Origin of the sequence: Shewanella sp. LC6 (assembly GCF_006385735.2) — a bacterium.
Lineage (GTDB): Bacteria > Pseudomonadota > Gammaproteobacteria > Enterobacterales > Shewanellaceae > Shewanella > Shewanella xiamenensis.
In genome coordinates this window covers 2,874,284-2,900,813 of sequence record NZ_CP043902.1, presented here as the reverse complement: position 1 = coordinate 2,900,813, position 26,530 = coordinate 2,874,284, and the positions used below count along the sequence as shown (strand labels likewise).

At 47.8% G+C, this 26,530-nt stretch carries 21 protein-coding genes and 1 tRNA gene; 9 read left to right on the top strand and 13 right to left on the bottom strand.

Going from position 1 to position 26,530, the window contains the following annotated elements; genetic code table 11:
* Nucleotides 1-91: 91 nt before the first annotated feature.
* The gene (asnS, locus tag FJD32_RS13095) at nucleotides 92-1,492 is read right to left on the bottom strand and encodes an asparagine--tRNA ligase (protein ID WP_037418214.1); all 1,401 of its coding nucleotides are present in this window, start codon (nucleotides 1,490-1,492) and stop codon (nucleotides 92-94) included.
* A gap of 195 nt (nucleotides 1,493-1,687) precedes the next feature.
* Here asnS and FJD32_RS13090 point away from each other — a divergent pair, with 195 nt between their 5' ends.
* Complete coding sequence (locus FJD32_RS13090; protein WP_037418216.1) at nucleotides 1,688-2,023, top strand: hypothetical protein; 336 nt, start codon at nucleotides 1,688-1,690, stop codon at nucleotides 2,021-2,023.
* A 24-nt stretch (nucleotides 2,024-2,047) separates the two neighbouring features.
* Here FJD32_RS13090 and FJD32_RS13085 read toward each other — a convergent pair whose 3' ends face one another.
* Both FJD32_RS13085 and pabB read right to left on the bottom strand, forming a co-directional pair.
* On the bottom strand, nucleotides 2,048-2,635 hold the full coding sequence (locus tag FJD32_RS13085) for a CoA pyrophosphatase (protein ID WP_088585700.1): 588 nt from the start codon (nucleotides 2,633-2,635) through the stop codon (nucleotides 2,048-2,050).
* Nucleotides 2,636-2,659: 24 nt separating this feature from the next.
* Nucleotides 2,660-4,063 carry an aminodeoxychorismate synthase component I gene (pabB, locus tag FJD32_RS13080; RefSeq protein WP_088585699.1) on the bottom strand — a complete coding sequence of 468 codons (1,404 nt, stop codon included), beginning with the start codon at nucleotides 4,061-4,063 and terminating at the stop codon, nucleotides 2,660-2,662.
* A gap of 121 nt (nucleotides 4,064-4,184) precedes the next feature.
* Here pabB and FJD32_RS13075 point away from each other — a divergent pair, with 121 nt between their 5' ends.
* The 4 genes from FJD32_RS13075 to FJD32_RS13060 all read left to right on the top strand — a co-directional run bounded on the left by FJD32_RS13075 (nucleotide 4,185) and on the right by FJD32_RS13060 (nucleotide 9,624).
* On the top strand, nucleotides 4,185-5,729 hold the full coding sequence (locus tag FJD32_RS13075) for a fumarate hydratase (RefSeq protein ID WP_037425222.1): 1,545 nt from the start codon (nucleotides 4,185-4,187) through the stop codon (nucleotides 5,727-5,729).
* A gap of 261 nt (nucleotides 5,730-5,990) precedes the next feature.
* Nucleotides 5,991-8,042, top strand: coding sequence for a S9 family peptidase (locus tag FJD32_RS13070; RefSeq protein WP_181159828.1), 2,052 nt, complete (start codon nucleotides 5,991-5,993; stop codon nucleotides 8,040-8,042).
* Nucleotides 8,043-8,174: 132 nt separating this feature from the next.
* Nucleotides 8,175-8,633, top strand: coding sequence for a GNAT family N-acetyltransferase (locus tag FJD32_RS13065; protein WP_037425217.1), 459 nt, complete (start codon nucleotides 8,175-8,177; stop codon nucleotides 8,631-8,633).
* A 55-nt stretch (nucleotides 8,634-8,688) separates the two neighbouring features.
* Nucleotides 8,689-9,624 carry a M14 family metallocarboxypeptidase gene (locus tag FJD32_RS13060; protein WP_037425214.1) on the top strand — a complete coding sequence of 312 codons (936 nt, stop codon included), beginning with the start codon at nucleotides 8,689-8,691 and terminating at the stop codon, nucleotides 9,622-9,624.
* A 162-nt stretch (nucleotides 9,625-9,786) separates the two neighbouring features.
* On the opposite strand, the gene adhE is transcribed toward FJD32_RS13060, so the two are convergent.
* Nucleotides 9,787-12,387 (bottom strand): bifunctional acetaldehyde-CoA/alcohol dehydrogenase, encoded by a 2,601-nt coding sequence (adhE, locus tag FJD32_RS13055; RefSeq protein WP_088585697.1) that lies wholly within the window; start codon nucleotides 12,385-12,387, stop codon nucleotides 9,787-9,789.
* A gap of 316 nt (nucleotides 12,388-12,703) precedes the next feature.
* Here adhE and FJD32_RS13050 point away from each other — a divergent pair, with 316 nt between their 5' ends.
* From FJD32_RS13050 to FJD32_RS13035, 4 genes are all read left to right on the top strand, one after another.
* Nucleotides 12,704-13,336 (top strand): YchE family NAAT transporter, encoded by a 633-nt coding sequence (locus tag FJD32_RS13050; RefSeq protein WP_011072194.1) that lies wholly within the window; start codon nucleotides 12,704-12,706, stop codon nucleotides 13,334-13,336.
* Between the two features lie 256 nt (nucleotides 13,337-13,592).
* The gene (locus tag FJD32_RS13045) at nucleotides 13,593-15,587 is read left to right on the top strand and encodes a nitrate- and nitrite sensing domain-containing protein (RefSeq protein WP_088585696.1); all 1,995 of its coding nucleotides are present in this window, start codon (nucleotides 13,593-13,595) and stop codon (nucleotides 15,585-15,587) included.
* Between the two features lie 203 nt (nucleotides 15,588-15,790).
* Nucleotides 15,791-15,878: transfer RNA gene (locus FJD32_RS13040), tRNA-Ser, on the top strand.
* 137 nt (nucleotides 15,879-16,015) lie between these two features.
* Nucleotides 16,016-16,249 carry a DUF6538 domain-containing protein gene (locus FJD32_RS13035; protein WP_226871878.1) on the top strand — a complete coding sequence of 78 codons (234 nt, stop codon included), beginning with the start codon at nucleotides 16,016-16,018 and terminating at the stop codon, nucleotides 16,247-16,249.
* A gap of 121 nt (nucleotides 16,250-16,370) precedes the next feature.
* Here FJD32_RS13035 and FJD32_RS13030 read toward each other — a convergent pair whose 3' ends face one another.
* The 9 genes from FJD32_RS13030 to hisB form a co-directional block, all read right to left on the bottom strand.
* Complete coding sequence (locus FJD32_RS13030) at nucleotides 16,371-16,721, bottom strand: YdbL family protein (RefSeq protein ID WP_037417891.1); 351 nt, start codon at nucleotides 16,719-16,721, stop codon at nucleotides 16,371-16,373.
* Nucleotides 16,722-16,745: 24 nt separating this feature from the next.
* Complete coding sequence (locus FJD32_RS13025) at nucleotides 16,746-16,946, bottom strand: YnbE family lipoprotein (protein ID WP_011072131.1); 201 nt, start codon at nucleotides 16,944-16,946, stop codon at nucleotides 16,746-16,748.
* Between the two features lie 12 nt (nucleotides 16,947-16,958).
* Complete coding sequence (locus tag FJD32_RS13020; RefSeq protein WP_140907086.1) at nucleotides 16,959-20,207, bottom strand: YdbH domain-containing protein; 3,249 nt, start codon at nucleotides 20,205-20,207, stop codon at nucleotides 16,959-16,961.
* 256 nt (nucleotides 20,208-20,463) lie between these two features.
* A complete protein-coding gene (locus FJD32_RS13015) occupies nucleotides 20,464-21,651 on the bottom strand; it encodes an aromatic amino acid transport family protein (protein WP_140907085.1) in 1,188 nt (395 codons plus the stop codon).
* Between the two features lie 664 nt (nucleotides 21,652-22,315).
* Nucleotides 22,316-22,951, bottom strand: coding sequence for a bifunctional phosphoribosyl-AMP cyclohydrolase/phosphoribosyl-ATP diphosphatase HisIE (gene hisIE, locus FJD32_RS13010; RefSeq protein ID WP_140907084.1), 636 nt, complete (start codon nucleotides 22,949-22,951; stop codon nucleotides 22,316-22,318).
* 99 nt (nucleotides 22,952-23,050) lie between these two features.
* A complete protein-coding gene (gene hisF / locus FJD32_RS13005) occupies nucleotides 23,051-23,842 on the bottom strand; it encodes an imidazole glycerol phosphate synthase subunit HisF (RefSeq protein WP_140907083.1) in 792 nt (263 codons plus the stop codon).
* Nucleotides 23,824-24,561, bottom strand: coding sequence for a 1-(5-phosphoribosyl)-5-[(5-phosphoribosylamino)methylideneamino]imidazole-4-carboxamide isomerase (gene hisA / locus FJD32_RS13000; RefSeq protein WP_140907082.1), 738 nt, complete (start codon nucleotides 24,559-24,561; stop codon nucleotides 23,824-23,826). The genes hisF and hisA overlap by 19 nt, the downstream gene beginning before the upstream one ends.
* 103 nt (nucleotides 24,562-24,664) lie before the next feature.
* Nucleotides 24,665-25,315, bottom strand: coding sequence for an imidazole glycerol phosphate synthase subunit HisH (hisH, locus tag FJD32_RS12995; RefSeq protein WP_023267314.1), 651 nt, complete (start codon nucleotides 25,313-25,315; stop codon nucleotides 24,665-24,667).
* A gap of 104 nt (nucleotides 25,316-25,419) precedes the next feature.
* Nucleotides 25,420-26,511: a bifunctional histidinol-phosphatase/imidazoleglycerol-phosphate dehydratase HisB gene (gene hisB / locus FJD32_RS12990; protein ID WP_140907081.1), complete on the bottom strand. Its 1,092-nt coding sequence runs from the start codon at nucleotides 26,509-26,511 to the stop codon at nucleotides 25,420-25,422.
* Nucleotides 26,512-26,530: the final 19 nt, after the last annotated feature.

Below are 26,530 nucleotides of genomic sequence, written 5' to 3'. Positions count from 1 at the left end.
GTTTGATTGAGTGATGAATTTTAGCGCAGTTTGACAGCAATAAAAAACGCGCTGTTAGCGCGTTTTAAGGACAACTTTCTAAGAAACGATATTAGAAGTTCGCGGTACGTGGTGCACGTGGGAATGGGATCACGTCACGGATGTTCGATACGCCAGTGACGTAAGACACTAAACGCTCAAAGCCTAGACCAAAACCTGCGTGTGGCACTGTGCCATAACGACGAAGATCGCGGTACCACCAGTAATCCTCTTTGTTCAGATCCATTTCCTCTAAACGCATATCCAGCACGTCTAAACGCTCTTCACGTTGCGAACCTCCGATGATTTCACCGATGCCAGGGGCTAACACGTCCATCGCAGCAACGGTTTTACCGTCTTCGTTAAGGCGCATGTAGAAGGCTTTGATATCTTTTGGATAGTTCTTCACAACCACTGGGGCTTTAAAGTGCTCTTCGGCCAGATAACGCTCGTGCTCAGAGGATAAGTCGATACCCCAAGACACTGGGAATTCGAACTCACGGCCACATTTTTGCAGAATATCTACTGCATCGGTGTAATCCACTTGGGCGAAATCGCTCGAGACGAAGGATTGCAGACGCTCAATTACGGTTTTATCCACGTGTTGGGCGAAGAATTGCAAATCGTCCATACGCTCAGCTAATACCGCGTTGAAGGCGTATTTCAGCATGCCTTCAGCGAGACTGGCGATATCGCTTAAGGTGGCGAAAGCCACTTCGGGCTCAACCATCCAGAATTCCGCTAAGTGACGGCTAGTGTTTGAGTTTTCAGCACGGAAAGTCGGGCCAAAGGTATAGATTTTTGACAGGGCGCAGGCGTAGGTTTCGCCGTTTAATTGGCCCGATACGGTTAAGAAAGCCTCTTTACCGAAGAAATCTTTGTCGTAGTCTACTTTGCCATCACTGGTGCGTGGCAGGTTTTCCATATCCAGTGTGGATACACGGAACATTTCACCCGCGCCTTCACAGTCAGATGCGGTGATCAGCGGTGTAGATACCCACACGAAGCCATTTTCGTGGTAGAAACGGTGAATGGCTTGAGATAAACAGTTACGTACGCGAGCAACGGCACCAATGATGTTGGTACGTGGGCGTAAGTGCGCCAATTCGCGTAAATGCTCAATAGAATGACGTTTAGCCGCCATTGGATAAGTGTCTGGATCTTCAACCCAGCCAGTCACTTCAACTTGAGTCACTTGCAGCTCATAGGCTTGGCCCGCGCCTGGAGATTCAACAATCTCACCGGTTACGATCACCGAGCAGCCAGCGGTTAGCTTTAACACTTCGTTGTCGTAATTTTCTAAGCTATTTGGCACGACACCTTGAATAGGATTGAAGCAGGAGCCGTCATAGACTGCCAAAAAAGAGATGCCAGCTTTAGAGTCACGACGAGTTCTTACCCATCCACGTACGGTGACTGTAGAACCGACTGCGTGCTCACCTTTAAATACAGAAGCGACTGATGCAATACTCATTGTTGCTTAGTTCTCCAACGAAACGTTTTATATGAAAATTTTGGAGGTTTATATTACCTTGCTGGTGGCTTTTCTCAAGCTGAAAAAGGTATCCTGAGGTGAATATTACCGCTATTAAGCAATATATACCCAATCAACCACAATCCGACATCTTTAGGTTGTTTGGTTATCGTGCGTTAAACGTTTGGAGGCGATATGAGAAAAGTTAAAATATTCCAGCTCATCCTCGCGACATTATCTATTTTGGGTTGGACATTGGCAGTGTACGCGCTGATGGTGTTTGGCGAGGCTCGCCCCGAACGAGAGGTCGGGTCCTACTTGAGTCGCGGTGAAACCTTCAGGCACTATTGGGACCCAAGTGAAACCGAATTACTGCAATATATCATCTGGGGCTGTGGTGCGATAAGTCTGATAAGTCTGGCGTTTAACTACTATGTTGCCCACCACAGTAAACTGGGTTATTGGTTTAATATTCCCTTGCTGCTGTTAACGTCGTTAGTGGCGGGCTTATATGTACATTTTGTGATTTAAATTATCCAAAAGAGCAATCCGGCTTTACAGCATCTCCTCGGGCAGACTCACATGCCGACAGAGGTGATCGATGATCGCTGCTGTCGCTCCCCAGATAAAACGCTGTTGATACGGGATAAAGTGTACGCTGTAATAACGGCCTTTGCGTAAGAATGCGTTACGATGCCGATGGCTTGGTTCGATAAAAAAACTTAAAGGCACGGTAAAACAATCGGCAACCTCGCCTGGATCGAGTCTTAAGGTAAAATCTTGCTTGATGATCCCGACCACTGGGGTAATTTCAAACCCAGTAAAGGTATTGTGGGCAGGGAAAGTACCTATCACATCCACATTTTCTCGGCAAAGACCAATTTCCTCTTCGGCTTCTCGTAATGCCGCCATAATCGCACTTGGATCACTGGGTTCAATCTTTCCTCCCGGAAAACTGATTTGCCCTGGGTGCGCCCGAAGATGCATGGGTCTTTGGGTTAAAATCAGATTGAGCTCGCCTTGGATTTCCTGCAAGGGAATTAACACCGCCGCTTTTCGCAGTCCTTGGTGAGGGAGCGCCGCCGGATCTTGCTTAGCTAATGGGTGTAGATTGAATCTGAGTCTAAATTCCGTTTGATCCATAGGTTTCCCACTCATTCCTGTCGATTATTGAGGGCTATCTAACAAGGGTAAGATTCGACTGACTTTATCGAAGCTTTCTTGATATTCGGCATCGACATTGGAGTCGGCGACGATCCCTCCGCCAGCCCAACAATAGAGCTTGCCGCGCTCGGCAACAATAGTGCGGATGGTAATGCTCGTATCCATTTGCCCATCTTGGCTGATATAGCCTATTGAACCACAATACAGACTGCGGCGTGAGGGTTCCAGTTCTTCAATAATTTCCATGGCGCGAATTTTGGGGGCGCCGGTAATTGAACCGCCGGGAAAGGCTGCCCGCAGTAAGTCACTGGCGTGGTATTGTGGATCGAGTTTAGCGGTGACGGTACTCACTAAATGGTGCACAGCCGGAAAACTTTCTATGGCAAATAAGTGTGGTACTTGCACTGACCCGGGCGCCGCTACTTTGCCGATATCATTACGTAGCAAATCCACAATCATCACGTTTTCGGCGCGATCTTTAGGGGAGTTGGCGAGTGTTTGTGCCACCTGTTTATCCCGCTCTGGATCGGTATGACGCGGCAAGGTGCCTTTAATCGGTTTGGTTTGAATATCATCCCCGCGCAGCTGAATAAAACGCTCAGGCGAAATCGATAAAATCGCGTTGGCCTCAAGCCGCATAAAGGCAGAGAAGGGCGCCTGATTGGCACTGCGCAGTTTGCAGTAGGCGAGCCATTCATCGCCTTGATACTCAGCTTCAAATCGCTGAGTTAAATTAATTTGATAGCAATCACCGCTTTGTAGATATGCCTGTACTTGATTAAATTTTGAGGTGTACTGGGCTTTGGTGAGTTGCGCCGACCAAGGGCTTGTGAGACTAAACTCAGTCTGTTTTGTGGTGTTGGCTATTTTTGCTTCAATTATGTTCAATTGAGTATCGAGGGCGGCATCGCCTAAATAGTGCACCATAAACCAGCTTTGCTGCTGATAATCAAAAATCAGTGCCCAGTCGTAAAAGCCAATATTCATCTCGCCGAGGTGAATATCCTTAGCCGCTGTGCTGGGGAGCTGCTCAATTCGGCGGCCTAAATCATAACTAAAACTGCCCATAGCGCCACCACTGAAGGGCAAATCGCAGGCAAAGGATTGTGGATACCAATAGCGCAGCAGCTGTTTGATCAGCGAAAAAGGGTCATCCTGCGGGCTGAGGTGAGTCGGTTTGGTTAATTCAGGCTGATGAACTTGAATGTCAGTCTGCTCGCCTTGGGTGATCAGGGTGGCGATGGGGCCTGCGCAAATCATATCGAATTTAGCGTCCTGATGGGCCGCATTGGCCGAGTCGAGCAAGATGGCCCAAGGCTCGGCTGCAAAGTGTTCGAAGATTGCTGCAGTGCTGAATGTCCAGTCAAGTTGGCGTACTGCCAGCGGTAATGCCGCCCTATTTGCCATCTATTAACCCTATCTAAAAATGTGATGTAGCCCAAAAAGATGGGAAAGAGTATCATATTGGCCCAGAAAGAATTACACAAAAAACAAGTAAGGCCCTAAAGGCTGCTGGAGCGCACCTACTATGTCATCTCACCATGAAACGTCTGAAAATGTAGTGATTAAACAAGCCGACTTCATTGAAAGTGTGGCCGATGCCCTGCAATACATCTCCTATTACCATCCCAAAGATTTTGTCGATGCCATGAGCGAAGCTTATGAGCGTGAGCAAAGTGCGGCGGCGAAGGATGCGATTGCGCAAATTTTGATTAACTCGCGTATGTCTGCCGAAGGCAAACGTCCACTGTGCCAAGACACGGGTATCGTGACTACCTTCGTTAAGATTGGTATGGGGGTTAAGTGGGACAAAACCGATATGACCGTGCAGCAAATGGTCGATGAAGGTGTGCGTCGTGCTTATACCAATCCAGATAACCCACTGCGTGCATCGATTGTGGCTGATCCTGCGGGCAGCCGTAAAAACACCAAAGATAACACCCCATCTGTGGTGCATATCGATATGGTGCCCGGTAATCATGTTGAAGTCGCTATCGCCGCCAAAGGCGGCGGCAGTGAAAACAAAGCCAAGATGGTGATGTTAAACCCATCTGACGATATCGCTGCTTGGGTTGAAAAAACGCTGCCAACGATGGGCGCGGGCTGGTGTCCTCCAGGTATGCTCGGCATCGGTATTGGCGGCACCGCTGAAAAAGCGGCCGTGCTGGCGAAAGAAGCGCTGATGGAAAGCGTGGATATCCATGAGTTAATGGCGCGCGGTGCACAAACTACCGAAGAAAAACTGCGTTTAGACATTTTCGAACGTGCTAACAATCTCGGTATTGGTGCGCAGGGCCTTGGCGGGTTAACCACAGTGTTAGACGTGAAAATCAAATCAGCACCTACTCATGCAGCATCCAAACCTGTGGTGATGATCCCGAACTGCGCGGCAACGCGCCACGTTCACTTCCATTTGGATGGAACTGGTCCTGCTGATCTTACTCCACCATCGCTGAGCGACTGGCCAGAAATCACCCGCGAAGTGGGCAGCGATGTGCGCCGTGTTAACTTAGACACTGTCACACAAGCGGATATTGAGCAGTGGAAGAGCGGTGAAACCATTCTGTTAAGCGGTAAAATGCTGACCGGACGTGACGCTGCCCATAAGCGTATCCAAAGCCTGATTGAAAGCGGCGAAGGTTTACCTGAAGGCGTCGACTTTACTGGCAAGTTTATCTACTACGTTGGCCCAGTTGACCCCGTCGGTAATGAAGTTGTCGGTCCTGCAGGACCTACAACTGCGACCCGTATGGACAAATTCACCGATCTGATGCTAGAAAAAACTGGCCTGATGGGCATGATTGGTAAGGCTGAGCGTGGTCCTGCGACCGTTGAATCTATCAAGAAACACAAAGCTGTTTACCTGATGGCCGTTGGCGGCGCGGCTTACTTAGTGTCAAAAGCCATTAAGAAATCCCGCGTTGTGGCTTTTGCCGATTTAGGTATGGAAGCGATTTACGAGTTCGACGTTGAAGATATGCCTGTGACTGTAGCGGTTGACTCAAACGGCGTGAATGCCCATGAAACGGGGCCAGCGATTTGGAAAGTCAATATTGCTAACGCCAAAGCGTAAGCGAATGTCATCCTTGCAAAAGTGTCGTTTTTTTAAGCGGGATTTGAGCAAGATAGCGAGGCGAGTGTTACTCAATCAGACCATTCGCGATTGACTGACAATTTGTCACAAAAAAATCCGCTCAAGTACGCCTTTTGGCTTGCTTGAGCGTTTTTGTTTCGTTAGTGTGGCAAACTTATCTTCATAGAGACGATTGATGTTCGTTTTGACCGTTCATTCGGTACAACTACCGAATGTGTTTAACAAAAGATGGATATAACAATGAAAATAGCTCCTCTCCTATTGGCGCTTGGCGCAGCAGGTTTGGCCTGCTCTGCCCACGCGGCCGATCCTAAGCCTTTTACTGTGCAACAGCTGGTTAAACTCAACAAATTGCATTCAGCCGTGGTATCTCACGACGGTACAAAACTGGTCTACGGCCTGAAAACCGTTAATGACAAGGGAGAGGCAAGCTCGGATTTATATCTTCTCGATCTGATGCAAGCAGACGCGAAACCGCTGCAGCTCACCTCCGCTGCGGGTACAGAGCACGATGTCAGCTTCGCAAACGATGACAAATCGATTTATTTCCTCGCCAGCCGCAGTGGGTCAAGCCAACTGTTCCAACTGCCATTAACCGGCGGTGAAGCGCAGCAAGTTTCTGATCTGCCACTGGATATCGATGGTTACAAACTGTCAAACGATGGCAAGCAAATCGTGCTTAGTATGCGTGTCTTTCCAGAGTGTAAAGACTTAGCGTGCTCAAAAGACAAGTTTAAGGCTGAAGAAGAGCGTAAATCGACGGGCCGTGAATACAAGCAGTTGATGGTACGTCACTGGGATACGTGGGAAGACCATGCCCGTAACCACTTATTTGTCGGCGCCCTCAACGGTGAAAAGCTGACTAAAGTGGTTGATATCACTCAAGGCTTAGACACCGAAACGCCGCCTAAACCGTTCTCAGGCATGGAAGAAGTGACTTTCACCCCAGATGGCCAATATGTGGTGTACAGCGCCAAGGCGCCAAGTAAAGATCAAGCTTGGACTACCAACTACGATTTGTGGCAGGTGAGTGTGAACGGTGGTAAAGCCACTAACTTAACCGCGGATAACATCGCTTGGGACGCCCAGCCAACATTCTCAAGCGATGGTCGTTATATGGCGTACCTCGCGATGACTAAACCTGGCTTCGAAGCTGACCGTTATCGCATTATGCTGCGTGATACTAGCACCGGACAGTCGAAGGAAGTCGCACCGCTGTGGGACAGAAGCCCAAGCTCGCTGATGTTTGCACCGGACAACCGCACTCTGTATGTGACGGCGCAGGATATCGGGCAAGTGTCTATTTTTAAAGTGAATACTCAATTTGGTGATGTGCAGTCTGTCTATAGCGACGGCAGTAATAGCCTGATTGCGATCGCCGATGATCAACTGATTTTCGACAGCAAAACCTTAGTTGAGCCGGGCGATCTGTATCGCATCAACACCGACGGTCAAGGCCTGAAACGTCTAACCGAAGTCAACAAAGACAAACTGGCCGAAATTAAATTCGGTGAATTCCAACAATTTAGCTTTAAGGGTTGGAACAACGAAGATGTTTACGGCTACTGGATCAAACCTGCCAACTACCAAGAAGGCAAAAAGTATCCGATTGCATACCTAGTCCACGGCGGTCCGCAAGGTTCATTTGGTAACGGTTTCAGTGGCCGTTGGAACGCCCAGTTATGGGCCGGTGCGGGTTACGGCGTTGTGATGGTGGACTTCCACGGTTCAACTGGTTACGGCCAAGCCTTTACCGATTCTATCAGCCAAGATTGGGGCGGTAAGCCATTAGAAGACTTACAAAAAGGTCTGGCTGCGGTGAGCCAACAACAAAAATGGCTCGATCCACAAAATGCCTGTGCCTTAGGTGGCTCTTACGGCGGCTACATGATGAACTGGATCCAAGGTAACTGGAACGATGGCTTTAAGTGCCTCGTTAACCACGCGGGTCTGTTCGATATGCGCTCCATGTACTATGTGACCGAAGAAGTCTGGTTCCCAGAGCATGAGTTTGGCGGCACTTATCAGGATAACAAAGCGTTATATGAGCAGTTCAACCCCGTTAACTATGTCGAAAACTGGAAGACGCCAATGCTGGTTATCCATGGCGAGAAGGATTTCCGTGTGCCTTATGGTCAAGGATTAGCAGCATTTAGCTTTATGCAGCGTAAGGGGATTCCATCTGAATTGCTGATTTTCCCTGATGAAAACCATTGGATCTTAAAGCCAGAAAATCTAGAACAATGGTACGCGAATGTGTTCCGTTGGATGGACAGCTGGACGAAAAAGTAATCGAGGATGATGGACTTAAATTCGCAGTGTACTAAGTCCCATTAACTTGTTGCCAAAGCCAGAACCCTGTTCTGGCTTTTTAATTGTCTCCAGTTGAATGCGTAGTTAAACACACTCAGTTAAGGAATAAAGATGCTGATCAGAGCGGCGAGTACAACAGATATTGAAGCGATAAGCGCGTTAATCACTCAGCTTACACAGGTTTATATCGCTCCCACTTGCACTAATATGGGCGCTGAAACCTTAGTCAACGCCATGTCGGTTGAGTCGGTGGCTCATTATTTTGCCTTGGGTTATCAATATCATGTTGCAATGAATGAGGCTGGCGAACTTGTCGGTGTGGTGGGGATGAAGGATAACAGTCATCTTTATCATCTATTTGTGGCGGATATTGCCAAGGGGCAAGGCCTGTCGCGTCAGCTGTGGGAGCATGCTAAAGCTGAGTGTCTTGCGAAGGGGAATCCCGGCACATTTACCGTTAACTCGGCGGTGAATGCGCTGCCTGTCTATCAGCGCTTTGGCTTTATTGCGCAAAGTGATATTCGTGAGCGTGGTGGGATCCGCGATATTCCGATGCAACTCGTGCTTTGAGCTATAACAATCTTTAACCATAAGACCAAAACATAAAATCAGAAGAAGAGAACCTATGGCGAATGTGAGTTTTTACCCAATCGGGACAGTCGGTGAAAAATGGGGCGATGCCGAAAAGGCCGCATGGTTTGCTAGCACGCAAATTAAGCGTTCTTACCAAGACAATGTTGTCACGCCACTAAAAGCGATAGAGTCACAACTGGCCGCATTAGGGCTGAATGTAGTGCAATATGGCGCTTTATCGATTGATCCAGCGCGTTACCCTTTATTTGCGGTCAAATCAGCAAGCTTTGATCCGAAAAAGATAACGGTATTAGTCACAGGGGGCGTACACGGCTACGAAACCAGTGGCGTGCATGGCGCCTTGGCTTTTTTGGCTAACAACGCGGCTCACTATGCTGAGCGGGTAAACTTAGTGGTGGCAGTGTGTGTAAGCCCTTGGGGTTATGAGACTATTAATCGCTGGAACCCGAAAGCTATCGATCCAAACCGCTCGTTTTATGCTAATAGCCCAGCAGAAGAGTCGGCAGCACTGATGGCACTGGTGGCAAGCGTTCCACAAGGTTTTGATGTGCATGTGGATTTACATGAAACCACCGACTCGGATGAGGATGAATTTCGTCCAGCCTTGGCCGCGCGTGACGGCAAAGACTTTATCCCTGGCACTATACCTGATGGTTTTTATGCTGTAGGCGATACCGAAAATCCGCAGGATGCGTTCCAAAAGTCGATTATCGATGGCGTGAGCAAAGTGACTCACATCGCGCCTGCCGATGACAAGGGCGAGATTATCGGCTCGACAGTAGTACAACACGGGGTGATCAATTACCCATTGAAAGCGCTAGGTTTATGCAGCAGTGTGACGGGGTGTATTTATAACACCACCACGGAAGTGTATCCCGACAGCCCATCGGCCACGCCTGCTGAGTGCAATTTAGCTCAAGTTGCGGCGATTACCAGTGCCATCGACTATGTGTTAGCACTGAATTAATTGAGTTTGTTACTTATTTGATATCAAGCTAGCAAGTCAATCGTAACGTTGTGTACTGTGTCATCAATTGATTTTGCTTAAGTTAAAACGATAAAAGCCCTCAAACGAGGGCTTTTGCATTTAACGTTTTTCTTGTTCCCTAAACGCTATATCCACTAAGCACTATTGCTCGGTGAAGGGACGGCCATAGTAGCTGTCGAGTAGTAGCTGTTTTAGCTCGCTAATTAGCGGATAACGAGGGTTAGCGCCAGTACATTGGTCATCGAAGGCATCCTCGGCAATCATATCTACTTTGGCGAGGAAGTCGGCTTCGTTGACTCCCGCTTCTTGGATAGATGCTGGAATGCCCAGCGTCTTCTTGAGTTGCTCGATTTTTTCCAGCAATTTCTCGACTTTTTCCGCATCTGAGTTTCCACCTAAGGCTAAATGATCGGCAATGGCCGCGTAGCGACAGAGGGCTTTGGGTCTGTCGTATTGGCTGAATGCGGCTTGCTTAGTGGGTAAGTCGGTCGCATTAAAGCGGATCACGTTACTAATGAGTAGCGCATTGGCCAGCCCATGGGCTAAGTGAAACTCGGCGCCCAGTTTATGGGCCATAGAGTGACAGATCCCAAGGAAAGCGTTGGCAAAGGCGATACCAGCTATAGTCGCGCCATTGTGGACTTTTTCACGGGCGATGGGGGATGCGGCGCCGAGCTGATAAGCATCGGGCAGATATTTGCACAGTAGGTCAAGAGCTTGCAGAGCTTGACCATCGCTGTATTCATTCGCCATTACACTGACATAGGCTTCGAGAGCGTGGGTGATCGCATCAATTCCGCCGAAAGCGGTTAAGGATTTCGGCATATCCATCACCAGATTTGGGTCAACAATCGCCATGTTTGGGGTGAGTTGATAGTCGGCGATGGGGTATTTTTTACCGGTTTGTTCATCGGTCACCACGGCAAAAGGTGTGACCTCAGAGCCAGTGCCGGAAGTGGTCGGGATCGCCACCATAGTCGCTTTGACGCCCATTTTAGGGAATTTATAGATACGTTTACGGATATCCATAAAACGCAGGGCTAAATCGGCAAAGTCGACATCGGGATGCTCGTACATCACCCAAATAATCTTGGCTGCATCCATGGGCGAGCCACCGCCTAAGGCAATAATCACATCGGGTTTAAAGCTATTGGCCACTTTGGCACCTTGGCGCACTGTGGCCAGTGTGGGGTCGGCTTCCACTTCGTAAAACACTTCGGTTTCAAGACCTTGGGCTTTTAAAATCTTTAAGGTTTCGTCGCAATAACCTTGGTTAAACAGGAATCTGTCGGTCACTATCAGCGCGCGTTTTTTATCACTCAATTCTTCAAGCGCAATAGGTAAGCTGCCGCGGCGGAAGTAGATAGACGAAGGAAGCTTGTGCCACAGCATGTTTTCAGCCCTCTTAGCGACGGTTTTTTTATTGATTAAATGGCTTGGGCCGACGTTTTCGGAAATCGAGTTTCCGCCCCAAGAGCCACAACCTAAGGTGAGTGAGGGGGCGAGTTTAAAGTTGTACAGGTCGCCAATTCCGCCTTGTGAGGCTGGAGTGTTGATTAGAATTCGCGCGGTTTTCATTCTAAAACCAAAGGTTTTCACCCGCTCGGTTTGGGTATCTTGGTCGGTATATAAGCCTGATGTGTGGCCAATCCCGCCTAAGGCGACCAAAGCTTCAGCCTTATCGACGGCGTCATTAAAATCGGCTGCGCGGTACATGCCAAGTAAAGGAGAGAGTTTTTCGTGGGCAAAGGCTTCTGCCTCAGTGATATCGGTGACTTCACCAATCAAGACCTTAGTGGTGTGGGGGACATCAATGCCCGCCATTTGCGCTATGGTCGCGGCGCTTTGGCCGACGATATCGGCATTTAAGCCGCCATTTTTAAGAATGACTTGTTGCATCGCAGCGGTTTGCGCCGCATTTAAGAGATAACCACCATGGGTGGCAAAGCGCTCTTTGACTTGCTCGTAGATGCTATCGACCACAATCACCGCTTGCTCTGAGGCACACACCACACCGTTATCGAAGGTTTTAGACATCAGAATCGAGCTAACCGCACGTTTTATATCGGCGGTTTCATCAATCACAATTGGGGTATTACCTGCGCCTACGCCAATGGCGGGTTTGCCTGAAGAATAGGCGGCTTTCACCATGCCAGGGCCGCCCGTAGCGAGGATAAGATTCACTTTGGGGTGCGTCATTAACTGGTTTGAGAGCGCCACACTGGGCTCATCAATCCAACCGATAATGTCCTTGGGCGCGCCTGCAGCAATGGCGGCATCTAACACCAGTTTAGCCGCTGTGGTGGTCGAGACTTTTGCCCTTGGGTGAGGGGAGAAAATAATCGCATTACGGGTTTTAAGACTAATTAATGCTTTGAAAATGGCGGTGGAGGTGGGATTGGTGGTGGGGACAATCCCACAGATAATGCCCACGGGCTCGGCGATAGTGATGGTGCCGAAGGTGGGGTCCTCGGACAAAATTCCGCAGGTTTTTTCATCCTTGTACTTGTTATAAATGTACTCTGAGGCAAAGTGGTTTTTAATCACTTTGTCTTCAATCACCCCCATTCGGGTTTCGGCGGCGGCCATTTTCGCAAGTGATATGCGTGCATCGGCGGCGGCGAGTGCGGCGGCGCGGAAAATCGCATCGACTTGGGCTTGACTGTAACTGGCATATTCGGCTTGCGCTTTGGCGACGCGCTCGACCATGAGATCCAGTTCTTGGGTGTTGGTTACTGTCATGATTAAGACTCCTAAAAAGATTTAGGGAATGCACGATTCGCTAACTCTTCTTTATGGTGAAAAATTACACCTAAAGCCTAAGCTAAAGTGTGATCTTGCGGTCAATTTAGGGTTTTTATGTAATAAAAATACGTCAGTTGCGATCTTATGTGTCTTTTTTGTCTAAAATAAGCCGAGTACAGTAAACAGATATTACTCAAACTTGTGATTTAACCTCAAAAATCTCATTTTTCAGTCATCTGTGCTTAAGCTACTATACTTGCCCTTAAGTTTAGTTTGATGAAATTGGCGTGACACGCTCAATAAGGATAGTCACTTGGAGTTAACACTTTACGTTAAATTTTTTCTTGGCCTGGTTGCCATTATCAACCCTATTGGTTTGTTGCCAGTGTTTGTGAGCTTAACCAGCCATCAAACTGAAGCCGAGCGTAACCATACGGGTAAAGTGGCTAACTTTGCGGTGGTGGTGATCCTGTTGGTGACCATAGTCGCGGGACAACATATTTTGAATATGTTTAGCATTTCACTTTCGGCTTTCAGGATTGCCGGCGGCACGCTGATCGCGATTATTGCGATGTCGATGTTGCAGGGTAAATTGGGCGAAGTAAAACGTAACCAAGAGGAAGACCGCGAATCTTCGGCTATGGAGTCCGTGGCGGTTGTGCCGTTAGCCTTGCCGTTAATGGCTGGTCCTGGGGCGATTAGCTCGGTGATTGTGTTTGCCGCGGAGCATAATTCATTATCCAATTTTATTGCGATGTTTATTACCGTGATTATTTTTGGTTTGGTGAGTTTTGGCCTGTTTCGAATGGCATCTATTATCTATAAAATTCTAGGTAAAACAGGAATTAACGTGATTACCCGTCTTATGGGATTATTAATGCTCTCGATTGGTATCGAAGTCATTGCCGCTGGGATTAAAGGCTTATTCCCACAACTTTTTAGCTAAAAATCGGAATGCGGGAGGCCATTTCCTCCCGCTGTTGCGGTTGCAGTTTTCATTTGTTTTTATCACACGAAATTTTCTCCCTTGGCCTTATTTATAGCCTTATCTCGAAAAGCCGTTGTAGCCTTGTATTGTCGCAACCATTTGTTTTTATAATAATTAGTATTTTCTAAATTAGCGTTATTCTATCGTTATCATTAACATCCTGTGCTATATAATAGGTTAACAATTTAGCCCTAAGTCGATTAAGGATATCCCTATGAAATGGCAATGGATTGGCAACCTCAGCTTAAAGCAAAAATTACTCATGGTTGTATTGCCCCCTTTATTTGCGTGTTTTTTATATGGCGCGCTATTTCTCATCGAAAAGTATGAATATCGTCAAGAGCTGAAAGTCGTCGTGCAGCTAAGCGAATTGGCGGTGGCAAACAGTAACTTTGTCCATGAGTTGCAAAAAGAACGGGGCATGAGTGCCGGATTTATAGGCTCAGCGGGCAAGGCATTCGCAGGCAAAATACGCAGTCAAAGGCAATTGACAGATACTCAGCTCAAATATTTCCAATCTTTTATTGAAAACCACAATTTACCCGCAGTGTTTGCGCCGAAACTGCGCGATCTAAATACTCAACTCAGTAAATTAGCTTCAATTCGCTCGCAGGTTGATAGCCTGTCAATCAGTGTTGCCGATGAAGTAGCCTATTATACGGCGCTCAACCGAGAGCTACTTGCGATTGTTGATGAGACCGCTAAAACGGGGGCTAATCAAGAAATTGCCATCAAAGCGGCGGCATTTAGTGCCTTCCTACAAATGAAAGAACGGGCAGGGATTGAGAGGGCAGTATTAAGTTCGACATTTGGACAAGCAGGGTTTAAGCCTAAGGTTTACGCAAAGTTTATTACCCTAGTTTCTGAGCAAAATAGCTATTTAGAGCGTTTTATTGCATTGGCAACACCTAATTTGGTTGATGCCATTAACCGCATTCAAAATTCTAATGAAGTCAAAGACGTTGAATCGCTAAGACAAATTGCATTTGACCAAGATAACCAGAAAATTCAACAACAAAATCCAGAAGACTGGTTTGCTAAATCTTCAGCTCGGATTGACAGCTTGCGGGATTTTGAGCAGCAAGTTTCAGCTGATCTTTTGAATATCACCCATGAACGCCTTGCATCTGCCAATCAACAAATGTTTTTTGTGTTGGCGACGTTAAGCTTGGTGCTGATCATTGTACTTTTGCTCAGTTTATCGGTGATCCGATATTTACATACGAGTGTTCATCATCTTTATTCTACGGTTACACAAGCACGAAAACACTACGACCTCAGTGTTCGGTTAAACCACAACAGCCAAGATGAATTTGGTGAACTTGCCTTAGCTTTCAACGAGATGATGAGTGATTTTGAAAACGTTATCTTACAAGTGCGTGCCAGTGCTAGCAAATTACAGCAGGCGGTTGAACAAATGGATGTTTGCACCCATGCCATGGAGCAAGATGTGATGGCAGGCCACAGTGAGGCTGAGCAAGTGGCATCGGCAATGACCGAAATGAGTGCGACCGTTGCCGAAATTGCGAGTAATGCAGTACAGGCATCAGAAGCATCAAATTCGGCTAACCAAGAGGCCAAAACCGGTAACCTTGAAGTTGGCAGAACCAGCAAAGCAATAAAAGCACTCGCGGATGATATTAATGGTGCCTCACAAGCCATCAATGAACTCGATAGAGAAATTCACGGTATTGTGGTGGTATTAGATGTAATTAACAGCATTGCAGAACAAACTAATCTGTTAGCACTTAACGCCGCAATTGAGGCCGCCAGAGCTGGTGAGATGGGTAGGGGTTTTGCAGTGGTAGCCGATGAGGTCAGAAGCTTAGCGCAGCGTTCGCAGACATCGACGTCTGACATCAAGAATATGACTGACAGATTAAAGTCCAGCGCTAATTTAGCGGTAAAAGCCATGAATCGCGGATTAGCACAGGCCAATACCAGCGTCCAAGAAGCGGAGCAAGCAGGTATCGAACTTAAACGTATTGTTGAACAAGTCGATATCATTAACCGCATGAATGAGCAAATTGCGACAGCCACCCATGAACAATCCGCAGTGTCTGAAGATGTAAATCGTAATGCGTTAAAGATCAGCGATATTTACTTAAACACTCAACGTATCTCCGATGAGCTAAGGGAATTGACTAAAGCATTGACCTATGACTCCGAACTCATGTCTAAAGAAGTCCATAAATTTACAGTAAAATAGTGCATTGGTTAATTTTAGCGCCTTGAACGAGGGCGGTTTGTCTAGCAATTGTGCAACCGCCTGAAATCGATTCTTTTTTACTTGACCATACAAAGGCTTTTGCGTACAGTACCGCTCCGTTAACGATGAAAGCTTACACGTTAAGCACTATTCAACTCGATTAACCGTGTTCATTGATACGTAAAAGCTAATGACAACAATCTGGTGAGATGTCCGAGTGGCCGAAGGAGCACGCCTGGAAAGTGTGTATACGGAAACGTATCGAGGGTTCGACTCCCTCTCTCACCGCCACATTCTAAGAACCCGATCACATGGTCGGGTTTTTCTTTTCTATCATAACCTATGAATTATAGTTGCTAAATCCAATGGCTCACCAACCTTTGGCACCTTAAGGTGGTACAAAAGGGTGGTACAAAACGATGGCATTTATGACTCAACCATACCACGATCTAAAGTCTGGGATCTGGAAAATCCGTAAGGAAATTTCAGTGCATTTACGTCCGTTCCTTGATGGCAAAGTAGAGCTAAAACGAAGTCTAGGGACTAAGGATGCCTATGAAGCTAAAACAACTGCGGGTGGTGTGATTGTGGAGTTTGAGTCAGCTATAGCTTTGTTACGTCAAGAAAAAGAGCAGAAAATAACACCTGTACTGTTAGTTTGAGGGAGCAAAGCCATCAGGAGGATTACCATGCACGTGGCGGTCGATCTCGATAAACAAAACGCCTGTAATTGCAGGCGTTCTTCGATGGGCTTAGTCGGTGCTCAATTGTCATTAAAACAGGCTATTTCTTAACCCATTTGCCTTGAGCATTTTGCACATAGTTGCCTTTGTCTGTAGCCGCGATGGCTTTTTCACCAGCTAATTTGGCGACATCTGCGGCTGAAATATTATTCTTTTTGGCGATGGTTTCGTAGTGAGCGCGGCGCTTGTTGTTGACTTCATCCATCACGGCTTTGGCATCGCTATTATTTTGCACTAGACCTAAATAGCCATTGAGTTGCTCACCTAAGTAACCTTGGGATTTGGCTTCCTGCAATGACATGGCAAGGGCGTTTAAACTGAATAAACTCAGTCCGAGCAACAGGAGTAATGTTGGCTTTTGTAGCAGGGTCTTGAGTGACATTGATTTCATCGTATATTCCTTAATTCTTTGCGATTAGAACAACTTATCATCTGACAGAAGCTGGTCTAGCTCCTTGTCCACTTTGATTTTTATCTCGTGTTCAATTTTCACATTGAGATTAATCACAATCGGTTTATCCGGCGGCTCAATTTTTACTGTAGGCGCACAGCCTTGCAATGTGCCCAGTAGCAGCAATGCACCTAAACTAACTTGCTGTAATTGAATGATCTTCACTGAGGGTTCCTTTTACTTCACGGATTTTTCGATTCTATCCTGCAGATCGTTACCAATCTGAAGGCTCCTGAATAATTGCAGCATGTTCTCTTCATGAGAGTAATTCAAGTGGATAGGGCGTTCAATCCCTTTGCTGCGACCTTTGATTTCCACTAATAGGTTGGCATCGCCAGTTTGATCCATATCGAAACTACTGGATAACTGGCTGTATTCTAAGTGTTCGAGTGCCGAAAATACAAAGTCGAGATAGGGTTGTGATTGGCGCATTTGATCGACCGCTGGATTGCCAGATATGGCAATTAAACCGCCAGGCGCGCGGGCCGCTAATTGGCCGCCGCTGATCGACACTTTACCATCGACTAAGTCCACGGGTAACACGCCATCGAATATGCCATCGGCATAGATGCCTATTTGGGGTTGAATTCGCAGTACTTCTTCAAGATTCATGCCCTGCAATAACAAGTAAGCGTGGGATTTATCCTGTAGTTTTAAATTAAAATCCGGTAGTAAAAATTGGCCGTTCAATACTTTACCCTTGGCGGTCATCGACACGTCGGTATCACTTAAGCCCGTGAGTTGTTGCAGCCAATTATCGGGAAGCTTCTCTGCATCTTTGCCTAGGACAATATCGGCCTCTACTTCGATATCGGTCAAGGGGAAGCCGGGATCAAACAAGTTAAAGTTTATCATGGTCTGCGGGCAGTTCAGTCGACTTAAACTGCTGAAATCACCTGATGCTTGCGGCGTTTTATAGGATTGTCCCCAAGTGAACTCGCATTGGGCCTGTAATTTACCGCCCTCGAAGAGAATGTCTTTGTAAAAACCTTCCAGCTCGGTCATCGATTGGGTAATTTGCATCGCAAATTGGGTTTGTTCGGGCTGATGTGTCAGTTTAAATTGTGCCTGTAATTGGTTATGCCCGGTCATATTAAACTCAGTGGGTAACGGCTGGGTTTGATTAAGCAAAGATAGTGCCTCTGTCATGCTGGTATCGGCAACCCACTGGCCAGTTAACAGCAGCGGCAAGTTTGCATTGGCGAACTGCAATTGATGATGGCTTTGAAGTTGAACATTGCCGACTTGCCACTGTTCATTGCCGATAAGCGTGTTATTTTTCCAATGTAAATCTTGCACTAGGGCTAAGTTATCCAGCTTAAGCACAGTTTGTTTACGTGTACGTCCCTTCGCCGAGAGCAGCTTTTCAATTGATAACTGTTTGGCTTGCCAGTGGAGTGTATTTTTGATTTGGCTCGATTGAATCGCTGTTAAAAAAGGATTTTGGCTCGAAAAATTCACTGCCACGCCCTGTGATAATCCAAGGGAAAAATCCTGCACTGTTATATCGCTGCGGCTACTCAGACTGGTTTTTGTGCTGTTAATTAAGGCCTGCGTTTGGTGTTGTGCATGGGTATTGTCTATTGCAAGTGTTTCTACCGCTTGGCTAAAACGCAGTTGTGCCAGCGTGAGTGACATTGGAGGTAAGTTAAGCGCAAATTGACTCCCCACCGCGGTAGTCGCATCCGGTGCTGAAAATGATGTTGAGCTAAATGTGAGTGGAGCCATGGCATTTAGCTCAATATTGCCTAAGCCCAACTGGGTTTGTTTATTTTGGGTAACAGATGCTCGTGTTGCCTTATCTAGCTGAATATCCCTAAGTGTTAATTGCAGTGTATCCGTTGACTCAGTAGAGAAGGGCGCTGTTTTAAGTTGCCAATCGATGCCTTGGACTGACTGTTTAAGATCCATCGTTCCGGCAGTTTGCAAAGCGCCAGAGCCCCAATTTAACGCTTGAGGTGCATCTTGCCAGCGCTTGTGTAAGTCAAGGTCACGTAAGTTGAGCGGAGTATTTTGTTTAAGCGCGATGTGCCACTGCGTTTGCAACATCCATGTATCCGACTCTTTGGTTAAGTACTTGTTATTTAAGCGAGTGTTTGTTAGGCGAATGTGCGTCTCGAGTTTACTGCCTAAGGTGGATAATTCCACCGCGGGTAAGGTTAACGGCTCATATGATTTTGCTAATGCATAATGCAGCGGCTCAGTCATCAAGAATACCAGTCCAATCGGGGACTGGGTGCTTTTAAGCCCTGAGAGTAAAGTGTTAAGCGCTTGATAGTCAGTATCATTTAACTGCAAAGAGTGATTTAGGGCATCTAATAACAGCGCTTGTTGCGCGGCATTGGGCGTTAACGCAAGGCTAAAAGGCTCGAGTGTTAGATTGAGTGCTGCTAATGGACCACTGAGATTAAACGCCAGTGTTGGTTGTGGTGCTAAGGTGAAGTCTGCAAAATGCGCCAAAGTGACACTCGGCTGGATAAACTGATGCTCACTCTTTATATCGCCCGTCGTGAGCTTGAAAGTACTTTGCGAGACTAACTGACCACTCAGTGTCATGCCAAGCGCTTGCCATTGTTGATCCCATTGTATCAATTGGCTAAGAATACTGGTTGGCGTTTGGCGCAGGCTAATTTGATGCAGGCTCTCCAGCAGCGGCGCTATGTTCAGTTCACTTTTTAACGTCCATTCATCGCTGCCGAGTGTTGCAGCTAAGCTGATAAGCGGCTCGTCTTCATGGCTAAAGGCGGTGGTTAATTGTCCATAATGATTAAGGCTAAGTTTTTCCATCACCAGTTGATAGGCGCTGTGATTGGCTTGTGCCTTTAGCTTCAGTGTGGTTTTACCTATCTCAATTAAGGGTAATGAGTTGATATTTAGCGCTATTGCGGGCGTTTGTTCATCGGCAATATTGGGGCTTCGCTCAAAGAGTGATTGACCGAGCTCCACTTCAATCTCACCTGTACTAATGCGTTTGATTTTTTGGCTCAAGACATCAAGCTGAGCCAACTGGAGTAGTTCTGCAATACTTTGGGGCCAGCTTAATGCCAGTTGAATATCCAGATTTTTTACCACTAAGTGCGAGTCATGCACGCGCAGGTTGGCTGAACTGACTTGCCAATGTGCTAAGCCCATTTTTCCTAAGCGAATATCGGTTAGCTCACTGTCCATGCCGCTTAAGGCATAATTGGCGGCACGCAGAATAAGGGTTTCGGTCTCACTATTGACAATCCATACAGTAAGCGCAATACCCACTAACATACCTGCCACTGTGGTGACGATAAGGCTTTGCTTGACGCGCTTTTTGATTGTTGTTTTGCGCTTAGACGCGCCAGTTTCTACCGCTTGGGAATGTGACGTAGCAGCCGAGCTCGCCTGCGGTGCGTGTTCGGCGCTAGCCTTTTTTAGTGGTATTGGCGTTTTAACCATGTGAGTCGAATATCATCCTTATCATCAGCGCCTGGGCACGGTTCCCCGTGGGAGCGCGAGGCGATTTGGGCTGCCGATGCTCAGCGGCAAGCGGGATTAGCGGCAGTTTAACACTCAAGCCGCTGGCTGACTAATAAAGAACTTGGCAAATTTGCGCGAAGCTAGATTGAGTGCCTGTCATTATTCATCTTGATTTTACAGGCACTTATACGGCTTAAAGTAAAATAGCGTTATCGCGATTGTTTATCCGCGCAGCTTATCCTAAGAGCTGAGCGCCAATCACGGCCACTCCGCAGACTATAGCTAACAATAAACCGAGCTTCCCTCCCGCGACACGGTAACCCTGAGGCAGGTTTGCCTTATCGCGCGTTTGTCTTTGTACCCACACCATGGTCACGGGTAAAAAAATCGCGAGGATCACAAGGGCGATCGCCGCATAACCGAGGGCGGTTATAAATCCCTGCGGGTAAAAGAGGGCAAAACCTAGAGGAGGCACGAAGGTAATGGCGGCGGTGATACTGCGACCCGCGGCATTATCCTGCTGCCTTAAGTTAGCCGCCATAAAGTCAAACAGACCTAGGCTCACCCCTAAAAAGGAGGTTGCCAGCGCCAGATCGGCAAATACACTGATGGCAGAACTTAAGTATTGGCTGTGCAGAACGCTGGCTAACTGATTGATAAAGCCTGAAAGACTCTGATTGGTCATCAGTTGGCTTTGGCTGAGCACACCTTGGCTGCCCAATTGCCACAGCAGGTAAATCAGCAGTGGTAATGCCGAGCCGAGAAACATGATTTTACGCAGGCTGTTAACCTCAACGCCTAAGTAGCGCACCACGGATGGAATCGAACCATGAAAACCAAACGAGGTAAAAATCACTGGGATGGCCGACACAATAAGCCCTTGCTCCAGCGGCAATTCGAGTAAATGTGTGCCTTCCACCTGCGGCAGTAATAACGCCAGCATCAAGATCAACGCAATGATTTTTAAGCTAAAGAGCAGGCGGTTAATTAAATCGACGCAGTGGGTGCCTAAACCCACAATCGTACCAACCAAGAGGGTAAATAAGATTGCGCCCGCCTGTGGCGGCAGATCTAACCTTAACCAAGCATTGAGCTTTTGATTGACTTGCTCGCCGCCACCCGCGATATAGGCGGCGCACAGGGCGTAGAGTAAAAACATTAACGCGATACTGGCAACCACTTGGCCCTTAGCGCCCAAAAGCGTGCGGGCTAATTGGTTGAGGCTCGCATCGCTCGGGGCAAATTGGTGGATTTCGACCATAAGTAGGGCGGTGTAGGCCATCAATGCCCAGAGGATCAGCATAATCATGCTCGATACACCAAAGCCGAGTCCTGCTGAGGCGATGGGGAGTGCGAGCATGCCCGCGCCAATGGTGGTGCCTGCGATCAGCAGTAAACTGCCGAAAAATTTATTTTGTGTCATAACTTACGCTCAAACGTCTTAATGAATGGCTCGAATATCTCAGTTAAAAGAGATAAAGGCTTAAGCAGAATGGCGGCGCGATACGGCGGCTGAGAGTAGTACTTGTGTGAGTACAAAGCATTGGGATCGTGGCGCAATCTGCGGATCGTTGGGGATATGGCCACAATGGAAGGTCAGGCGAGTGTGCCTATCTATGCCATTGCGGCTACAGATAGGGATAATAAGCTGTTGTAATACACATAAAACGCGCCTTTGATTGGGGTTAATTCGACACTTAAATTACATCTAATGACTTAATCACATCTAATTGCTTGGTCACATCACATAACGAAGGCAATTCGGCCTGTTTTTAAAATTTGTCTTAAATGTTAATAAGTTGAGTCAACGCCTCGATGCAGGTATCGAGTACGCTGGCTACGATAGGCAGTTAAGATGTACTTGTCAACCATTACAACAGTATTTTGCTGATTTTTTGTCAATTACGGTGTGATGGCTGATGAGAAACTGTGCGGTTTTAGGATTCACTATTTTGGGGGAAGGGTTTTAAGGCGCATGATAGAGGGTGGGATGTGGTGTTGGCTAACACTGCGTAAATAGAAGGTTGTCTGCCGCAGACCAAAAAGGCTTGCGGCAGATACTGGTGCAGTAGTGCTTAGTTTTTAGCTTATTTTCGCAGTGCTTTTTGATGGCGAGCGAGTAGATTAGCCGTGATATCACTTAAGCTCAGTTGTTGATCTTCAAGCAGCACTAATAAGTGGTACATGAGATCTGATGCCTCATTAATCAGCTCTTCTTTATCGTGAGTCGCAGCGGCCAAGGCGGTTTCTAATCCTTCTTCACCGACTTTTTGGGCGATGCGTTTGGTGCCGCGCGTAAATAAGGAGGCGGTGTAGCTCGATTCTGGACTTTGCCCTTTACGTGATGTGATAAGTTCGGCCAGATTGTTTAAAAACGGGTGAGCTTGGCCATCGAGCCAGCAGCTTTCGGTGCCTTTATGGCAGGTTGGACCATTGGGCAACACCTGCACCAACAGGCTGTCGTTATCACAGTCTTTATCGATGGCGACCAATTTTAGGGTATGGCCCGAGGTTTCGCCCTTGGTCCATAAACGTTGTTTAGAGCGGCTAAAAAACGTCACATCACCGGTTGCCAGAGTTTGTTCTAGCGCGGCTTTATCCATATACCCGAGCATTAATACCTTGCCTGATAAGTGGTTTTGGATAACAGCAGGGATAAGCCCATCCTGTTTGTCCCAATCCAGCTCGCTCAAATCTGACTTAGTGTTTGTTTGCGTTGACATAGTATTCACTCTTAATCTATTTGTAGAACCTAGAACCTAGAACCTAGAACCTAGAACCTAGAACCTAGAACCTAGAACCTAGAACCTAGAACCTAGAACCTAGAACCTAGAACCGCTCTGGCGTCTAATCGCGATGCCTTCGGCCGCTAAATACTGTTTTAACTCGCCGATATTGATTATGGCTTTATGGAACACGCTGGCCGCCAGCGCCGCATCCACCTTCGCATCGATAAACACATCGCGAAAATGCGCCATAGTGCCAGCGCCGCCCGAGGCGATTAAGGGCACGTCGCACAGTTGGCGTACTAGGTTTAACTGTTTGATATCATAGCCACCGCGCACACCATCTTGGTTCATCACGTTGAGCACGATTTCGCCGCAGCCGCGTTGTTGTACTTCCTCAACCCAGTCTTGGGTGTACCAAGCGGTTTCTTTGGTGGCGGCTTCATCACCAGTGAATTGCTTCACTTTATAACTGTCGCTTGCCGCATCATAAAAAGAGTCTATGCCGATCACGATACATTGACGGCCAAATTCATCCTGTAGGCGTGAGATTAAACTCGGATCGCTAAGGGCAGGTGAGTTGACCGAAATTTTATCCGCGCCAAAGGCCAGTAACTCACGGGCCTGACTGATGGTTTTAATGCCGCCGGCGACGCAAAAGGGGATATCGATTTGCTCCGCCACTCGGCTCACCCAAGACTTATCGACTACACGGTCGTGGGCACTGGCGGTGATATCGTAAAACACCAGTTCGTCGGCGCCCTCAGCGGCGTAACGCGCCGCGAGTGGCACTATGTCTCCAACAATTTCATGGTTGCGAAACTGTACGCCCTTGACCACGCAGCCATCTTTCACATCTAAACAGGGGACTATTCGTTTGGCCAGCATTGGATTGCCTCCGCCACATTAAACTGATTGATAAGTAAAGCTTTACCGATAATGATGCCCGCTGCGCCACTGTCTCTGACGGCGGCAACATCCTCAAGGGTGGCAATGCCACCCGAGGCTTGCCACGCGATATGGGGATAGTGGCTGGATAGCTCGCGGTAGAGTGCGGTATTGGCGCCTGTGAGGGTGCCATCGCGGCTGATGTCTGTCACCAATGCATGTTTAAGCCCCACTTGGCTAAAGTCTTCGACGATAGATTCTAGACTCTTACCGCCACCGCTTTGCCAGCCAGAAACCGCGACGATTTTCTCGCCGTTCTGATTGATATTCACATCCAGTGCCAGGCAAATTGCCTCGCTGCCAAACTTGTTAAACCAGCCTTTGACTAGCTCAGGCTCTTTGACGGCGAGCGAGCCTATGACCACACGTTTAACCCCAAGGGATAATAACTCGGCGACTTGCTCTTCAGTGCGGATCCCGCCGCCCACTTGAATATTGGCGTTAAGCCCCGCAGTCAGCTCAGCAATCAAAGCTGTTTGGCGTTTAGCAGGATCTTTGGCGCCGGTTAAATCCACGATATGCAGCCAGCTTGCGCCTTGGGCTTGGTAGGATTGCAACTGGGCTAGCGGGCTTAAATCGAAGGTGGTCTGCTGCCCATAATCCCCTTGGTAGAGCCTTACTACTTTGCCATCAATTAAATCAATTGCTGGAATGATCATCTGTTGTCCTTAAATTCTTTTGGTGCATTTGCTACCGCGCTTTATTGCTGAATGTTGTGGCTGAAAAATGCTGGTTCATCCCAAACACAATAAGCGATTGCATTTACTGCATTTTTAAAAAGTTACCTAGGATTTGTGCACCCACGGCGGCGCTCTTCTCGGGGTGAAATTGCACGCCCATAAAGTTGTCTTTACCGATGGCGGCGCTAAAGTCCTCACCATAACGGCATTGTGCCAAGGTGTAGTCGCTTAATGGCGCGCGGTAGCTGTGAACAAAATACACGTAACTGCTGGCCGGAACACCGGCAAACAGCGGGTGAACCTGAGACGGATTGCTAAAGGTCAGTTGGTTCCAGCCCATGTGCGGCAGAGGTAAACCTTCGGCCTTAAGTGCTTGACGGTCTAGCTCGTCAATCTCGGTTGGAATAATGCCTAGGCATTGGCAATCCAGCGCTTGGCCGCCGCGTTCTTTAGAGAGCAGGGTGAGCATTTGCATCCCTAAGCAGACCCCCAGCACGGGTTGAGTTAACCCTTGGATTAATTCGACTAAGGCTTTTTCAGTTAATGAAGCCATTGCGGCGCCAGCGCTGCCAACACCTGGCAGTACCACCCGTTTAGCGGCTTTAATGCTGGCTTTGTCATCGGTGACTAACACCTTAGCGCCGAGGCGCTCAAAGGCGAAACGGACTGAGCTTAAGTTGGCGCAACCTGTGTCTATGATGACAACATCAAATTCATCTATGTTTGCTGACATTGGGTTTTCCTATTGATGGGTCAGTGGGGAAGTGGCTTGTCGCCGCATTTCCTAAACTGCCCCTCGTTAAAATCATCACGCTTTGTGTTACTTGCTACCAGTCGTTAGAGCACACCTTTACTCGAGGGCAATACATCCCCTTCGACTTTTACTGCTTGACGTAGTGCGCGGCCAAGTACTTTAAAGAGCGCTTCGACCTTGTGGTGGTCGTTGTCTCCTTCGGCGGCCACATGCAGGGTGCAACGTAGGCCATCGGCAAAGGAGCGAAAAAAGTGCGGTACCATTTCAGTCGCCATTTCACCGACTTTTTCCCGTTCAAATTGGGCGGAGAATTTAATAAAAGGCCTGCCGGAAAGATCCAGTAAGCATTCGCCCTTGGCTTCATCCATCGGCAAGCTAAAACCAAAACGGGCGATACCGCGTTTATCGCCCAGCGCTTGGCGCAGCGCATCTCCAATTGCCAATGCTGTGTCTTCAACGCTGTGGTGATCGTCTATCTCAAGATCGCCATCGACATTCACCTCCATTTTGAAATTCCCGTGGGTGGCGATTTGATCCAGCATATGGTCGAAGAAACCAATGCCAGTGTTGATGGCGCCTTTGCTGGCATTGTCGAGATCGACTGTCACGCGAATATCGGTTTCCTTGGTGGTGCGTACCACAGTTGCGGTGCGGCCCTTGTTGAGTAAGGCATCGGCAATCGCGTCCCAGCCTAGGCTGCCACGTTGATATTGAAAGCTGTTAATCCCCATAGCATTGCCCAGTTCCACATCTGTGTGTCTGTCACCAATCACCGCGGACTGGGTAAAATCGATACAGCCTTGGGTCAAAAAGTCTTTCACCAGTCCCAGCTTGGGTTTACGGCAACTACAATTCTCATCGTTAAAGTGTGGGCAGATGAGCACATCTTCAAACTTAACCCCTTGGCTGGAGAGGATTTGCATCATCATATTGTGCGGCGCATCGAAATCTTCCTGCGGGAAGGAAGGGGTGCCGAGTCCATCCTGATTGCTGACCATCACCAGCCTAAAGCCAGCTTTTTGGAGGCGCAGTAAGGCGGGGATCACTTGGGGCTCGAATACTAGTTTAGCAAGGCTATCGACCTGTTTGTCGGTGATGGGCTCTTCAATCAAGGTGCCATCGCGGTCGATAAAGAGTATTTTCTGGGCGACATTTGGGGTAAATACTGGGTTCATGCTGCTACCTTTCAATTCA